This is a genomic window from Merdimonas faecis, assembly GCF_001754075.1.
Lineage (GTDB): Bacteria > Bacillota > Clostridia > Lachnospirales > Lachnospiraceae > Merdimonas > Merdimonas faecis.
Genome location: NZ_MIEH01000025.1, coordinates 22,939 through 38,094 on the forward strand (window position 1 = coordinate 22,939; position 15,156 = coordinate 38,094).

Sequence of the window (15,156 nt, forward strand, 5' to 3'; positions counted from 1 at the left end):
GCAAAGCAGCCTCATACAGGAAGATTCATTTCAATCAGAAGCCCGGGATTCATTCTCTTTGAGATCATAAAACCGCCGTGGAGATTTATGATCTCTCTTGCAAGGTAAAGCCCGATCCCGAACCCTTCCTGCCCTGTCACACGTCTGCCTCTGTAAAATCTGCGGAAGATCTGATTTTCTTCCCCCGCATCTATGCCAATCCCGTAATCCCGCACCTGAAGTTTCAGATACATTTCATTCTGCCTCAGAGAAACTTCTACCGTGCCGCCTGATTCACTGTATTTCACTGCGTTGTCAAGGACATTGAAGACGGCCTCCCCCAGCCAGTTGGAATCATGAATACAGACGGCCTGTTCCGGCATGGTAATATGGAACCGGATTTGCTTTTTCTCCGCTCTATTCTGAATCTGTCCAAATGTGTTTTGGATAGTCTTCAGCAGATTTCTCTCATTTTTACGGATCTGGATGATATGTTGTTCCAGACGAGCCATCTTTACGAAGCTGTCTACCAGAAAATGTAGTTTTCTCTCACTTTCCTCCAGAGCCGTTACATACTGCAAACTGATCTCTGCATTACTTTCCTGTTCTCCTTCTCTTGTCTTCGGCTCAGTTATTTCTACCATATCCTTTAGGAAACCGGTGTAACTTTCAATATTGGTCAGAGGCGTCCGCATCTGGTGTGCGATTTCCGAGATCAGTTTCTGGATTTCATCCCTGCTTTTTTCTGCCTCTTTTCTTCTGCCATCCAGCATCTCCTGTATACGCACAAGCTGATTTTCTATCCTCGCAAGCAATAACTCATCGCCCGGAGCAGTAGTACGGAGCTTGCGGCCTGCCAGAATATCCTCCGTCATCGCCGCCGCTTTCTCCAGCTCTTCCATACGAAGTTTTCTCTGACGGATATATATGATACTTCCGCCTGCTGCAATTCCGATCATGAAAGCAATCCATGCTGCAATATCCATCGTTTTATTCCCCCATTCGGTAGCCCAGGCCGAAAACATTTCTGATATGTGACTGCTCACGTCCCAGCTTTTTCTTCAGCCGGCTGATCGTAACGCTTAATGTATTTTCCTCCACAAACTCTCCGTCAATACCCCAGATCCGGTCCAGAATGTTCTCCTTTGTCAACACCTGATCCTGATTAGCCATAAAAAGCTCGAGCAATTGATATTCCTTCGCTGTCAAAGAGATTTCTCCATCGTCAGAAAATACCTGCTTTTTCTCCGGATATAGGGTGATGTCTCCGCAGGTAAGGACAGAGCCCTCTCTATTTCTCTTAAGCACCACTTCGATCCGTTTCAAAAGCACCTTCATGGAAAAGGGCTTTACCACATAATCATCCGCCCCGGTGTCAAAAGCTGTCAACATATCTTGCTCCTCATCCCTGGCGGTCAGAAAAATCGCCGGTACATCTTTTTCGGCTTTTAGTTCCCGATATAATTTCAATCCATCTCCATCCGGAAGTCCGATGTCGATCAGGAACAGATCGATGCGGTCAGCAGACAGCACCAGTGCTTCCTCTCGGGAATGCGCGCAGGTTGTATCATATCCCTTGTCTGTAAGCATTTTCTTCAGCGCCTGATTTAAAAGGCAGTCATCTTCTATAATTCCTATCATCATAATTTCAAATTCCTCACTCCGGTCACTTATAAATCTGATTATACTTCTATATTAGTAAAATGACCACTTTTTTTACTTTTCGTGTTTCCCTTTCAGCTAAATTTATAGGCATGTAACTGCACCGGGTTGAAGCGGCATACGGGACATTGAATAAAATAGGCCTGCCGGACATTTTTCTATCCCGCAGGCCTTGTTGTATTATCTATCATCCAATTTTCCCAACATTACAAATCACAAGATATTATGTGGAAAAAGCATATGTGCAAGACTTTTCTTCTTGATCATTATTCCAAGTGTGCGTTCGATAACCTTTTGCATTTTGATAAAAACAAAAGCCTTGAAAAACAGCGGTTCTACGCCGTTTCCAAGGCTTTTCAAGCAGGGGATGAGAGAATCGAACTCCCGCCAAAGGTTTTGGAGACCCCTATCATACCACTTGACCAATCCCCTGTATGTGTTTGTTGGCACTAGATATTTATACCATACATCCCGGGGATTTGTCAATCAGAAATCATAAAAAAAGTTGTGTAAACTGTAAGAAATTATCCCAAAAGTGAAAATGACGAAGCTTGAGCAGAATTCTATTTTTTGCTATAATCTTATTGTTTGATTTAGTACGGACTGACAAAGGAGATTTATTGCATGGAACACTTTTTATTTGATCTGGATGGAACACTGCTTCCGATGGACCAGGAAGTTTTCGTAAAATTTTATATGCCTATGCTGGCAGCAAGGTTTAAAGACCGGGGAGTGCCGCAGGAGAAGCTGATAGGAGCGGTATGGAACGGCGTGGGAAGCATGGTGATGAATGACGGAAGCCGTACAAATGAAGATGCTTTCTGGGATTGTTTTTCAAGGGAGCTTTCCATAGAGCGGGCAGATGTAGAGGACGAGGTCCTGGATTTTTATGGAAATGAGTTTAACAGAGCTATACAGTCGACCCGTCCGGATCCGGCAGCTGACCGGATCATAAAGTATCTGAAAGGAAAAGGAAAGAAAATTTATCTTGCGACGAATCCTATTTTCCCCCGTTGTGCTACCTTGAACCGTATTCGCTGGGCGGGACTTTCCGCAGAGGACTTTGAAGAAATTACGACCTATGAGACCTGCCGCTACAGCAAACCGAATGTGGGATATTACCAGGAGATCCTGGACAGGCAGGGGTTAAAGGCAGAGGAGTGCCTGATGATAGGAAATGACAAAAGAGAAGACCTGGCAGCAGGAAAACTGGGAATACGGACATACCTTGTGACGGAATGTCTGGAACATGCGGCAGAGCCGGGGAGTCCGGATTACGAAGGAAAAAATCTGGAGCAGCTATATGAGGATCTGAAGGAACTTGTATAACGAGTTCCTTTTTTGAAAGGAAGAATAAGGAAAAATACAGAGGTGACAAGGATGTACATCGGAGATTTACATATCCATTCCAGATATTCCCGGGCTACCAGTAAGGAATGTACGCCTGAGCATCTGGAGCTGTGGGCGCGGAGAAAAGGAATCCACATTGTGGGGACAGGAGACTTTACTCATCCAAAGTGGCGGGAAGAGCTGACGGAGAAGCTTACGCCGGCAGAAGACGGTCTGTACCGGCTGAAAGAAGAGTATCAGATCCAGGATGCGTCGGTGGCGGGAGGAGATGAGACCCGGTTTGTTGTGACAGGGGAGATCAGTTCAATCTATAAAAAGAACGGAAAGGTGCGTAAGGTACACAGCCTGATCCTTCTGCCGTCGCTGGAGGATGCGCAGAAAATTTCTGTCAAACTGGAGCAGATTGGAAATATCCATTCAGACGGAAGGCCGATATTGGGACTGGACTGCCGTGACCTGCTGGAAATATTGCTGGAACTTTGCCCCAGAGCGGTTTATGTGCCGGCGCATATCTGGACGCCGCATTTTTCTTTATTTGGGGCTTTTTCGGGATTTAATACTGTAGAGGAGTGCTATGAAGATCTGACACCTTATATCCACGCCGTGGAGACTGGGTTGTCTTCTGATCCGCCTATGAATTGGAGAGTATCGGCATTGGACCGGTTTCAGCTGATTTCTAATTCGGATGCACATTCTCCGGCCAAGCTGGGCCGGGAGGCCAATCTGTTCAGGATCGATCTTTCTTATGAAGGGCTTTCGGAAGCGATACAGACGGGCAGAGGGCTTGAGGGAACGATTGAATTTTTCCCGGAGGAAGGGAAATATCATATGGACGGACATCGAAAGTGCGGCCTGTGTCTGAAACCGGCTGAGACAGAAAGCTATCAGGGAATCTGTCCTGTGTGCGGAAGAAAAATCACCATCGGGGTCTCTCACAGAGTGGAGGAACTCTCAGACCGGCCGGAAGGCTATATCAGAGAAAATGCCAGGCTATTTGAGAGCCTGGTGCCGCTCCCGGAAGTTATCGGCGCGTCGGAGGGGCGGTCGGCCACAAGTGCCAAGGTGCAGCGGGAATATCAGCGGATGTTGAAAGAGCTTGGGCCGGAGTTTGAAATTCTCAGGAGGATTCCGACAGAGGAGATCCGGAGAGTCTCCGGAAGCCGCGTCGCAGAAGGGATTGAAAGACTCAGGAAAGGACAGGTGGAGAGGATTCCCGGATTTGACGGCGAATATGGAGTGATCCGGCTTTTCACCAGCGATGAGCTGGAAAATACAGAAGGTCAGATGGATTTCTTTGACATTCTGGGAACTGTCCCGGAGGTAAAAAATACGGACATTCTGGAAAAGGAGGCGCCGCCTGCAGAGGAAGCGGAAGAGATGAGGCCGGAGATCAGGGAAAAGAAGCTGCCGGGAAGCGAAGAAGAGAAGCCGCAGTCTCACAGGCCGGAGCCTGGCCTGTATGGATTGAATCAAGAGCAGGAATCAGCAGTCAGGAGTCTGGAGACAAAGATTGCGGTGATCGCCGGACCGGGAACCGGAAAAACCAAAACACTGGTGTCCAGACTGCAATACCTGCTGGAATACAGAAGGGTAAGGCCTTCAGAGATTACGGCAGTCACTTTTACCAATCAGGCTGCAGGAGAGATGAAGGAAAGGGTTGGCCGTATGGCCGGGATGAAGCGTGCCGCAGAAGCGATGCAGATTGGAACCTTTCACGGAATATGTCTTGGCTTTCTTCAGAGTCAGGGAGAGGAATTTACATTAATAGGAGCGGCGCAGCAGCAAAAGCTTGCAGAAGAGGCAGTTAGTGAGAGTGGCGGGGATATGAAGGCGGGAGAATTTCTGCAGTGGATATCCCGGAGGAAATCCGGTGTGGATATGCGGACAGAAGAACCGGAGGCGGTTAAAAAGGCGGAGAAGTTTAAGACAGCATTCCTTCTTTATGAAGAGAAAAAGCAAGAGCTTGGGGCATTGGATTTTGATGACCTTCTGCTGCGGACAGCGGAAAGAATCGAAAATGGGCAGGTACAGGAAGGCTGGGAGAAGCCGTTCCGGTATTTGCTGGTAGATGAATTTCAGGATATCAATCCGGTTCAGTACAGGCTGGTAAAGCTGTGGAGTGCCAGGGGAAGAGAGCTTTTTGTGATTGGAGATCCGGATCAGTCGATCTATGGATTCCGTGGAGCGGACAGTGCATGTTTTGCACATCTCGGGGAAGAATATCCCGGACTTGAGAAGATACGTCTTCTGGAAAATTACCGTTCTTCACCGCAGATCCTGAAAGTGGCGCAGACACTGATCCGGCGTGATCTGAAAACAGGGCTCCGGGCGAATTGCCAGGAGAATGTACCGGTACGGCTGGTGCATGGAAGTTCATCTCTTGCGGAGGGGATTTTTATTGCAAAAGAGATTGGCAGAATGGCCGGCGGGATTGGAATGTTAGAGGCTCATCGGGCGGACTGGCAGCAGAGCAGGAGCAAGGTGAGAGGTTTTGGAGAGTTTGCTGTGCTCTGCCGGACACATCATCAGGCAGAGCTGGTGGAGAAATGCCTGAGGACGGAGAGTATTCCTCATATCGTTGCCGGGCGGGAAGATTATCTTGAAACAGATGTGGTAAGAAACAGCCTTTGCTTTTTCCATGCTATAGAGGACCGGAGCGATATGACTGCCCGGCAGCTGTGTGCAGAGTATTTCTGGAAGCTTCACTGGAATTCTCTGGCTCAGGAAATAGTAGAAAGGGAGATCGGGCAGCTGGAATCTGCATACCAGAAGAAAACACCGGAGGCGTTTTTGAAAATCTGGATGGAACAAAGAGGGCTTTCAGAGAATCCGGAGATGAAGAAGCTTTTGCAGGCGGCAGTGTTCTATTCTTCCATGCAGCAGTTTATGGCTGCGCTTACGCTGGGAGAAGAAAACGATGTAAGAAGATGCGGAGGGAAACAGTACACTTCCGATGCAGTTACGATTATGACACTGCATGGATCGAAGGGATTGGAATTTCCGGTTGTATTTCTTTATGGTGCAGAGCAGGGATCAATTCCGCTGGAGAGCGAGAAGCATCCGGCAGATAGAGAAGAAGAGAGACGTCTGTTCTATGTTGGGATGACAAGGGCAAAGGAGGAATTGATCTTGACTTCTTCTGGAGAAATATCTGAGTTTCTTAAGAAATTTCCCGATGGCCTCATAGAAGAAGAAACCATCGGGAAAAAGAAAAGCGCAGAATCCTGGTATCAGATGAGTCTGTTTGATCTGCCTGCAGATGACGAGTAAGAATCTGTTTTATACAGAAAGCAGGATTCCGGAAAAAGGAGGGAGGGAAAAGTAAAAGGAGCCTTCCTCCTGACGCCAGGGAAGAGTATCTTCTTTTGTCTTTCCGCCAAAAGGTTCCCAATCCGTGTGGAGCAAAAGCCTGGGTTCAGGATGTTCTGACGGGGAAAGGGCATCGGCTGGAATCCGGAAATCCTCCTGGAGGCTGTCGCTTAGATTCAGGATACCGATCAGACAGTCTTCGCCGCAGAGGCGACGGATTGCATAAATGCATCGCTCCTCCTGATGGCAGTCCAGCCAGGTAAATCCTTCTGGGCGGTAATCCCAGGCATAGAAAGCCGGGCAGGTCAGATACAGATGGTTCAGTCTGGCCATATAATGATAAAAGGCATCATGGATGGGATATTTTCTCAGAAGCCAGTCCTGAGCACGTTTTTCATCCCATTCCCGCAGCTGTCCGAATTCATTTCCCATAAAATTCAGTTTTTTTCCGGGATGGAGCATCATGTACAGGTATAAAACCCGCCCCTGCGGGAATTTTTTGTCATATTCTCCATACATTTTCTGGAGAATCGTTGCTTTTCCATGTACAACTTCATCGTGTGAAAAAGGAAGAAGATACCGTTCATTGGAAAAATACATCATGGAAAAGGTCAGTTTATGGTAGTTGGCGGTCCGGTATTCGGGACCGGTCCGAAAGAAGTCCAGTGTGTCGTGCATCCAGCCCATATCCCATTTATAATCAAAACCAAGACCGCCCTGACCGGCAGGTTTCGTGACCCCGGGATAATTGGTAGAATCTTCGGCAATGAGGATGCAGCCGGGATTCCTGCGTTTGATCCCGGAATTCATAGTTTTCATAAAGTCTACGGCATTGCCGTTGACACCACGGCGTTCATCGCCCTGCCAGTACAGGATCCGGCTGATGGCATCCATGCGCAGACCGTCGAAATGGTAAGTCTTCAGCCAGTAGTTGGCGCAGGACTGGAGAAAACTGCGGACCTCTCCCCGGGAATGCATGAAATTATAACTGCCCCACTCGCTGACACCAACATCCGAGTGCGGATATTCAAAAAGGGCAGTGCCGTCGTACTGCACCAGTGCGTAGTCATCAACGGCAAAATGAACGGGGACAAAATCCAAAAGGACACCAATCCCTGCCTGGTGGAAAAGATCCACCATATTCTGGAGATTGGCAGACGTTCCATATCTGCTGGTAGGGGCATAGAAACCGGTGGGCTGATATCCCCAGCTTTCGTCGCAGGGATGTTCAGTGATTGGCAGAATTTCTATATAGTTATATCCGGCTTCCTTCAGATAGGGAATCAGGAGTGCCGGAAGTTCATCATACCGGTACCATTCCGTGCCGGCATTGTCTTTTCCTGTTTCACTGATTTTCTTTTTCCATGAGCCCAGATGAAGCTCGTAAATATTCAGAGGCTCTTCTGTACGGTCTGTACGCTGCTGCATCCAGGAATGGTCAGAAAACTGATAGGCATCAAGATCACGGACGACAGACTTGTGGGCTGGTCTTAATTCCATGCCAAAGCCGAAGGGGTCGCAATGATCCCTTACCTGTCCGTCGCTTTGATAAATCCGGTATTCATAGAGTGCGCCGGCAGCAGTTCCCGGCAGAAAGATTTCGTAAAAATTGCCGTCATGTACTTTGTGCATAGGGTATTCTTTTCCCTGCAGGAGAAGGCATACGCCGGCGGCTGACGGTGCAAATGTACGGAATACGGTGCCGCCTTCTGTTATGTGTGCGCCCAGCCATTGATCTGCCTCAAATTCATGTCCGGTATAAAAATTGTAAAAATCCATAATACACCTCACATTAATTGACAGAAGTCAATTATTTTACTAACATATATTATATAAAACGTACAGGAGAGAAACAATTTACGATATTTGAACAGAGTAAAATAAAAGACAATTTTACAGAAAGGACTATTATCTGTGGATTTAAGACAAAGAAAAACACGCAAGGCAATCAAAGAGGCTTTTTTAAAGCTGCATGAAAAGAAACCGGTAGAGAAAATTACGGTGAAAGAGCTGGCTGGAATAGCCCAGATAAGCAAGGCCACTTTTTATCTGCATTATAGGGATATTTATGATCTGGCAGAGCAGCTGCAAAAGGAAGTGATTGAGGAGATCTATCAGAGTATTGAGCATCCGGAGTGGGTCATTACGGATCCGGCCGGATTTACAGAGGAACTGTTCCAGGCCTTCCGGGCACACAGCGGGCTTAGCAGGATTCTGTTTTCGGGAGCTCGTGACGCCATGATCCCGGAATATATCGAGCAGGAATTAAAAAAGCACATTTTCAGGAAATATCCCAAGCTGGAGCAGGATATTCATTTCCATACGCTTCTGACTTTTGAAATATACGGGGGTTTTTATACCTACCGTATTCAGGGAGAGCGCTTTGGAGAAAAAGAAATACGAAAAGAAATCATGGAGATTTCAAATGTTCTCTCAGGAGCGGAGGGACTGCATCACTTTTCTGTTCAGGATAACAGCCACGGCTGCGGAGCAGAGATCTGAAGCAGCCTGGGCTGATTGAATACCTGTAAGCCCCAGAAACTGGGGGAGTATCAGAAGAGCAGGAATAAAGAAGATGCCCTGCCGTGATGCCGCAAGGATTGTGGCGGGAAGAGTTTTTCCCATGGTCTGCATCATCATGTTGTTCATGGTGATCCATCCATTCAGGACAAAGGTCAGGCACTGGAACCGAAGAGCGACAGTTCCGATGCGGATTACATCAGGGTCATTCCGGAAGATACCGATCAGATGACCGGACAGCAGCATGCCTGCGACAGACAGGAGAAAAAGGGCTGCTGTGGATATTTTAACGCAGAACCAGAATGCTTCCCTGACGCGGTTATATTTCCGGGCGCCATAGTTAAACCCGCACACAGGCTGAAATCCCTGTCCAAAGCCGATCAAAGCTGAATTTGCAAACATCATGATACGTCCGACTACAGACATGGCGGCAATGGCGGCATCTCCGAAAGGATTTGCAGCAATATTTAAGGTCATAGTAGCAATGCTTCCCAGTCCCTGGCGAAAAAGGGAGGGAAGTCCGCCGCCAATGATTTCCTGGAGGCGCTCTTTAGAAAGCCTCACGTTTTTTGGATGGATCGGGATACATCTGGAAATGCGGATCCCGGCCAGAAGCAGACAAAAGCTTACAAACTGGCTGATTATGGTGGCAATAGCTGCACCGGAAATACCCATATCAAAAATAAAGATAAAAAGGGGATCCAGGCCAATATTAAGAACGGCACCGGTAGTGATGCCAACCATAGCATAAAATGCATTGCCCTGGAAACGGATCTGATTGTTTAAAACGAGCTGGGCTGTCATATAAGGGGCTCCCAGCAGGATAATCCGCAGATATGCTTTGGTGTAGGGAAGGATCGTAGGGGTAGAACCAAGAAGGCGGGCAAGCGGATCCAAAAAAGTAAGGCCCAGGATCATGAGAAGAAGACCAAACACAAATGCAAGGAAGAAGCCGGTAGCGGCCAGCTCTCTGGCAGCCTGCGTATGTTTTGATCCAAGCTTGCGGGAGATGGAGTTGCCAGAACCGTGGCCGCAGAAGAAGCCCAGCGCCTGAATGACTGCCATAACGGGGAATACTACGCCTACGGCAGCAGTTGCGCTGGTGCTGATCCTGCCTACAAAAAAGGTGTCAGCCATGTTATAAAAGGATGAAACCAGCATGCTGATAATCGTGGGGACAGCCAGCCGCCCGATAAGACCGGGGATTGGGGCTTCCGTCATCATGATATATTTTTGGTCCGGAGAATAATGTTCTGACAATCTCATCGCTTCCTATCTGCTCTTATTATAGCACAAAAGGATTGTCTGTGTGCTTAGAAATCCGTATAGGTATTCCCGTTCAGCAGATGTTTGCCCTTTGCCGCCGCAAGCTCAGAAACAGTAACCAGCTGATAGCCTTCGGATTGCAGTTTGGGAATCAGCTTAAGGGCGGCATCGACCGTTTCTGTGTGAATATCATGCATCAGGATAATATCTCCGTCTTTTACTTTATTCATTACGGCATCAATGGTACTTTGAGCATTGCGCGTCTTCCAGTCCAGGGTGTCGATATTCCACAGGATCATAGGCAATCCGGCATTGGCGGCTACAGTGCTGTTTATCGCTCCATAAGGAGGCCGCATCAGGGTGGCCCCGGAGCCTGTGATATTGCGGATGCCATCGTTGGTTCTGGACATTTGCGACTGGATACCGGCAGGATCCAGTTTGGAAAGATCTGCATGGTCGTAAGAATGATTGCCAAGCTCACAGCCGATTGATTTCATCTTTTTAATAACATCAGGATAAGAAGGAACTTTCTGCCCCAGCATGAAAAAGGTAGCGTGGGCGTTATATTTTTCCAGCTGAGCCAGAAGTTCAGAAGTACGGGGACCGGGACCGTCATCAAAAGTAAGGGCGACCATAGGCTTGGAAGGATCTGCCTGGATCCCTTTTTTGGAAATCAGCTTTCCGTTTTCATCAAAGGTACAAAGAGTAAGGCCCAGATAAACTTCGCCGGTAGCCATTTTCCCATTTGCATCAAAATAATAGGTACTGCCGTCAAGGGTCTGCCATCCGGTCAGCGCGGCTCCGTTCTCACCGAGATAATACCGTGAACCGTCCTGCTCAGCCCAGGTGCTGCGTTCCATGGCGCCTTCATCTGTAAAGTGGTAGGTACTGTTCTGGATGGTCTGCCATCCGGTGACCATATTGCCGTCATTATCAAAATAGTAGGTCTGATTTTTGGAGACTACAAAGTCATTTGTTATATAGCTGCCGTCATATCTGCGGAAGCGGTTTCCCTCCCATTCGCCGACAGGGTTTTTTACGGTAAAAGTTCCGTCCTCTGTGGTAAGCTTCAGATGTTTGGACCAATTGCCGCCTGCCAGCTTTTTCTTTAAGGTATCAGATAAAGTCACAGTAATGGGATATTCCCCTTCAGCATTTGGATCGGCACTGCAGGAAACGGTGTAATCCTTCCCGGCTTTTAATTCCTTCAGAAGATCACCGGATGTATAGAATCCTTTAAGATTCAGGATCACATGTTCACTTCCCTTTAATGCCACATCTGCTTCAAAAGAATCAGGAAGCGCTTCGCCCTGGATAATCTCGGCGTCTTTTGCATGAATTTCTATGGTCGCGCGCCGTGTCAACGCATAGACCAGCCCCAGCAGACTGACAAGCAGCAGACAAAACAGTGCGGTCAGTGTACAGAGCAGGATCAGTCGCTTCTTCTTTCGTTTCTTTTGCTGATAAATTGTTTTCATTTGTAACCCCTTCAATAACATATTAAAGCCATATCGTTTATTGTCTATGTGGGTGCAGTATAACGTTTTTCGACAAAATTCGCAAATGAATACCATGCTTTTTAAGAATAATTAATAATTCTTTTAAAAGTATTAAGATATACTTCATATGATGACAAAAAAGAAAAAGTGGAGAAATCCTCCACTTTTACACTATTTAATATGCCGTTTAATCGCTTCAAAGCTTTCCGGGCTGATCACATGTTCAATTTTACAGGCATCCTCGGTGGCAATATCTTCCGGGACTCCCAGGCGTATCAGCCATTGAGATAATAAAAGATGCCGTTCATAGATCATCTCGGCAATTGCTCTTCCTGAATCTGTCAGATGGATAAACCCGGAATCCTCCATGATAATATGGTGCTGTTCGCGCAGATTTTTCATGGCTACACTTACACTGGATTTTTTAAAGCCCAACTCGTTGGCAATGTCGACAGAGCGGACAACCGGATGTGTCTTGCTCAGGATCAGAATAGTTTCGAGATAATTTTCGGCGGATTCGCTGGTATAAGTTTTCATTTCAGTGTTCCTCCTGGAATATAAATCAACATAAATATGTGTATTTTATTAGTATATGTACAGATGTAGTATAGCACAAATGATTTTTAAATACAAAGCAAAAAATGTCTCAAAAAGGATTGACAAAGAAAGGAAGTTAGTTTACACTATCAGATGTTAGATGAGACGATTTGTGGTACAAATGCAAACCGCCCACAGTAATCTATATTGAGAGGATCTGGACTTATGACTTTAATGGAAGCCAAAGAAGGCGAAGAATATATTATAAAAGATATCATGACAGATGATGAGGAGATGGAGGCTTTTTTATTTTCCTTGGGATGTTACAGCGGAGAGCCGATCACGGTGGTTTCGCGCGTAAGGGGAGGCTGTGTGGTCTCGATCAAGGATGGCAGATACAATATTGATACTGATTTAGCGCAAGCTATTTCAATATAAAATTAGAAGAAAAATAGTAATGTATTTTACTATTTTTTTACACAAGAGTTAGTTGATTCTAATTGGAGTGAAGATGAAGGAGGAGGTTTGTAAAATGAGAATTGCTTTTGCAGGGAATCCCAACAGCGGAAAGACAACCATGTACAATGCATTGACAGGCAGAAATGAACGCGTTGGAAACTGGGCCGGTGTTACGGTAGAGCGAAAGGAAAGCCTGATTAAAAAGGTTTATTATGACGGAGGAGAAGAACTGGTGGCAGTAGACCTGCCAGGAGCTTATTCCATGTCTCCATTTACTTCAGAAGAAAGTATTACCAGCAGCTATGTTAAAAATGAACATCCGGATGCAATTATTAATATTGTGGATGCCACGAACTTGAGCAGGAGCCTGTTTTTCACCACACAGCTTCTGGAACTTGGCGTACCGGTGGTGGTGGCTCTGAATAAGAGTGACGTCACAGAAAAGAAACAGACACAGATTGATGAGAAGCTGTTGTCTGAGAAACTGGGCTGTCCTGTTGTTAAGACAATCTCAACGTCCTCGGGACATGAGGGGCTGAAGGAGGCTGTGGCCGAGGCTGCCGGGCTTAAAGGCGCGGGACAGAAGGCGCCTTACGTGCAGGCCGATATCAATCTGCAGGATAAGGAAGCGGTAGAAGCCGCGGATAGAAAGCGTTTTGAATTTGTCAACAATATTGTAAAACAGGTTGAAATGAGAAAAGTTTTCACAAAAGACAGGAATGTGCAGGATAAGATTGACAGCGTGATCACGCATAAGATCATTGGCATCCCGATTTTTGCGCTTGTGATCTTCCTTGTGTTTTACATATCTCAGACAACATTGGGAACCTGGATTGCTGACTGGCTGGTTGCCTGGATCGAGACCTTCCAGGGATGGGCAGGCGGAATGATGGAAAGTGCAAACCCGTTATTGTATGCGATCCTGGTGGATGGTATCATTGGTGGTGTAGGTGCGGTTGTCGGTTTCCTTCCGCTGGTAATGGTTATGTATTTCCTGATTGCTCTGCTGGAAGACTGCGGATATATGGCCCGTGCGACGGTTGTGCTGGATCCGATTTTTAAAAGAGTCGGGCTTTCCGGGAAATCGGTAATTCCTATGGTTATCGGCACCGGATGTGCGATTCCGGGTGTTATGGCTTCCCGTACGATCCGGAACGAAAGAGAACGGCGGACAACAGCTATGCTTACACCGTTCATGCCGTGCGGAGCTAAGATTCCGGTCATTGCTCTGTTTGCAGGAGCGTTTTTCGCAGACGCATGGTGGGTATCGGCTACCATGTATCTGGTAGGTATCCTTTTGGTGCTTCTGGGAGCGCTGCTGGTAAAGAGGATCACTGGACAGAAATACCGGAAATCTTTCTTTATTATTGAACTTCCGGAATACAAGCTGCCGAGCTTAAAGAGAGCGTGTGTATCCATGCTGGAGCGCGGCAAGGCATATATTATCAAAGCCGGGACGATCATCCTGGTGTGCAACACGGTAGTGCAGATCATGCAGAGTTTCAACTGGCAGTTCCAGCTCGTGGAAGAAGGTGCGGAGAGCACTTCGATCCTTGCAGGTATTGCACATCCGATCTCAATTCTGTTCATCCCTCTGGGATTTGGCGTATGGCAACTTGCAGCGGCAGCAGTAACAGGATTTATCGCAAAAGAAAATGTAGTTGGTACGCTGGCGGTGGTATACGGCGTTACGAATCTGATTGACACAGAGGAACTGGCACTGGTCGGCAGTGGAAATGAAGTGGCTACGATTATGGGGCTTACGAAGGTGGCGGCGCTTGCATACCTGATGTTTAATCTCTATACACCACCATGCTTTGCTGCACTGGGTGCGATGAACTCAGAGATGAAGAGCGGAAAGTGGCTGCTTGGCGGGATCTGTCTTCAGCTTGCGACAGGATATACGGTTGCTTTCTTTGTGTACCAGATCGGTACACTGATCACCACTGGTTCTCTTGGAACCGCGTTTGTTCCGGGCTTGATTGCCGTTCTGGTATTTGCGGCGATTATCATATGGAGAATCCGCAAATCTGATAAAGAGTTTGCATCGACATACAGCTTACATGCTGCATAAATTATCATTAAAATGACGGGCGGTGGACAGTGCTGTATGCTTTGTCCGCCGCTTTACGCAGGAAAGGATAGTTTTTATGGCAGATATTATTGTGACCATCATTCTGGTCGTTTTAATTGGAGGAGCAGTTACATACATAGTAAAAGCGAAGAAAAGTGGGGTAAAATGCATTGGATGTCCGGCGGGAGGAAATTGTCCGGGCAGCGGGAAGCTGCCGAAGAAAAAGCTGGACGGTCCTGTGGCCGGCAGGAAGACAATGCAGATCTCCGGAATGAACTGTGCACATTGTGCTATGGACGTGACCAGGGCCCTTAATCAGATTGATGGAGTACGTGCGGAAGTGAGTCTTGCGAAAGGCAGGGCAAGGATTACTTTCGACCGGGAGATTGATGACGCGGAACTGATTAGTGCGGTAGAAACAGCAGGGTTTCAAGTAGAGTCAATCAAACCGTAACCAATGAAACACCAAAGCAGGAATACGAAGAAACAGGAGGGATCCGG

Annotated in this window: 12 protein-coding genes and 1 tRNA gene; 6 read left to right on the forward strand and 7 right to left on the reverse strand. The window is 47.1% G+C overall.

All coding sequences use genetic code 11. The features are described 5' to 3' along the window. Window positions 1-11: 11 nt before the first annotated feature. The 3 genes from BKD12_RS13695 to BKD12_RS13705 all read right to left on the reverse strand — a co-directional run bounded on the left by BKD12_RS13695 (window position 12) and on the right by BKD12_RS13705 (window position 2,073). On the reverse strand, window positions 12-965 hold the full coding sequence (locus tag BKD12_RS13695; protein WP_070089911.1) for a sensor histidine kinase: 954 nt from the start codon (window positions 963-965) through the stop codon (window positions 12-14). A 4-nt stretch (window positions 966-969) separates the two neighbouring features. Next, window positions 970-1,623: a response regulator transcription factor gene (locus BKD12_RS13700; RefSeq protein ID WP_070089912.1), complete on the reverse strand. Its 654-nt coding sequence runs from the start codon at window positions 1,621-1,623 to the stop codon at window positions 970-972. 379 nt (window positions 1,624-2,002) lie between these two features. Continuing rightward, window positions 2,003-2,073: transfer RNA gene (locus tag BKD12_RS13705), tRNA-Trp, on the reverse strand. Between the two features lie 192 nt (window positions 2,074-2,265). Here BKD12_RS13705 and BKD12_RS13710 point away from each other — a divergent pair. Continuing rightward, window positions 2,266-2,970 (forward strand): HAD family hydrolase, encoded by a 705-nt coding sequence (locus BKD12_RS13710; protein WP_070089913.1) that lies wholly within the window; start codon window positions 2,266-2,268, stop codon window positions 2,968-2,970. 51 nt (window positions 2,971-3,021) lie between these two features. Further along, window positions 3,022-6,261, forward strand: a complete 3,240-nt coding sequence (locus BKD12_RS13715) for a UvrD-helicase domain-containing protein (protein ID WP_070089914.1) — start codon at window positions 3,022-3,024, stop codon at window positions 6,259-6,261. Between the two features lie 9 nt (window positions 6,262-6,270). On the opposite strand, the gene glgB is transcribed toward BKD12_RS13715, so the two are convergent. Continuing rightward, a complete protein-coding gene (gene glgB, locus BKD12_RS13720; RefSeq protein WP_070089915.1) occupies window positions 6,271-8,079 on the reverse strand; it encodes a 1,4-alpha-glucan branching protein GlgB in 1,809 nt (602 codons plus the stop codon). 135 nt (window positions 8,080-8,214) lie between these two features. On the opposite strand from glgB, the gene BKD12_RS13725 reads away from it, so the two are divergent. After that, window positions 8,215-8,802 carry a TetR/AcrR family transcriptional regulator gene (locus BKD12_RS13725; protein ID WP_070089916.1) on the forward strand — a complete coding sequence of 196 codons (588 nt, stop codon included), beginning with the start codon at window positions 8,215-8,217 and terminating at the stop codon, window positions 8,800-8,802. Here the strand turns inward: BKD12_RS13725 and BKD12_RS13730 are convergent. From BKD12_RS13730 to BKD12_RS13740, 3 genes are all read right to left on the reverse strand, one after another. Next, on the reverse strand, window positions 8,734-10,080 hold the full coding sequence (locus BKD12_RS13730; RefSeq protein ID WP_330385617.1) for an MATE family efflux transporter: 1,347 nt from the start codon (window positions 10,078-10,080) through the stop codon (window positions 8,734-8,736). The two genes, BKD12_RS13725 and BKD12_RS13730, sit on opposite strands and share 69 nt — an antisense overlap. Before the next feature lie 53 nt (window positions 10,081-10,133). Beyond that, window positions 10,134-11,564, reverse strand: coding sequence for a polysaccharide deacetylase family protein (locus tag BKD12_RS13735; protein WP_094078760.1), 1,431 nt, complete (start codon window positions 11,562-11,564; stop codon window positions 10,134-10,136). A 192-nt stretch (window positions 11,565-11,756) separates the two neighbouring features. After that, on the reverse strand, window positions 11,757-12,122 hold the full coding sequence (locus BKD12_RS13740; protein WP_070089919.1) for a metal-dependent transcriptional regulator: 366 nt from the start codon (window positions 12,120-12,122) through the stop codon (window positions 11,757-11,759). Window positions 12,123-12,347: 225 nt separating this feature from the next. Here BKD12_RS13740 and BKD12_RS13745 point away from each other — a divergent pair, with 225 nt between their 5' ends. The 3 genes from BKD12_RS13745 to BKD12_RS13755 all read left to right on the forward strand — a co-directional run bounded on the left by BKD12_RS13745 (window position 12,348) and on the right by BKD12_RS13755 (window position 15,109). Beyond that, window positions 12,348-12,560, forward strand: coding sequence for a FeoA family protein (locus BKD12_RS13745; protein ID WP_070089920.1), 213 nt, complete (start codon window positions 12,348-12,350; stop codon window positions 12,558-12,560). Window positions 12,561-12,654: 94 nt separating this feature from the next. After that, entirely contained in the window at window positions 12,655-14,655 is a 2,001-nt protein-coding gene (gene feoB, locus BKD12_RS13750) for a ferrous iron transport protein B (RefSeq protein WP_070089921.1), read from the forward strand. Between the two features lie 76 nt (window positions 14,656-14,731). Beyond that, window positions 14,732-15,109 carry a cation transporter gene (locus tag BKD12_RS13755; protein WP_070089922.1) on the forward strand — a complete coding sequence of 126 codons (378 nt, stop codon included), beginning with the start codon at window positions 14,732-14,734 and terminating at the stop codon, window positions 15,107-15,109. The last annotated feature ends 47 nt before the right edge of the window (window positions 15,110-15,156 follow it).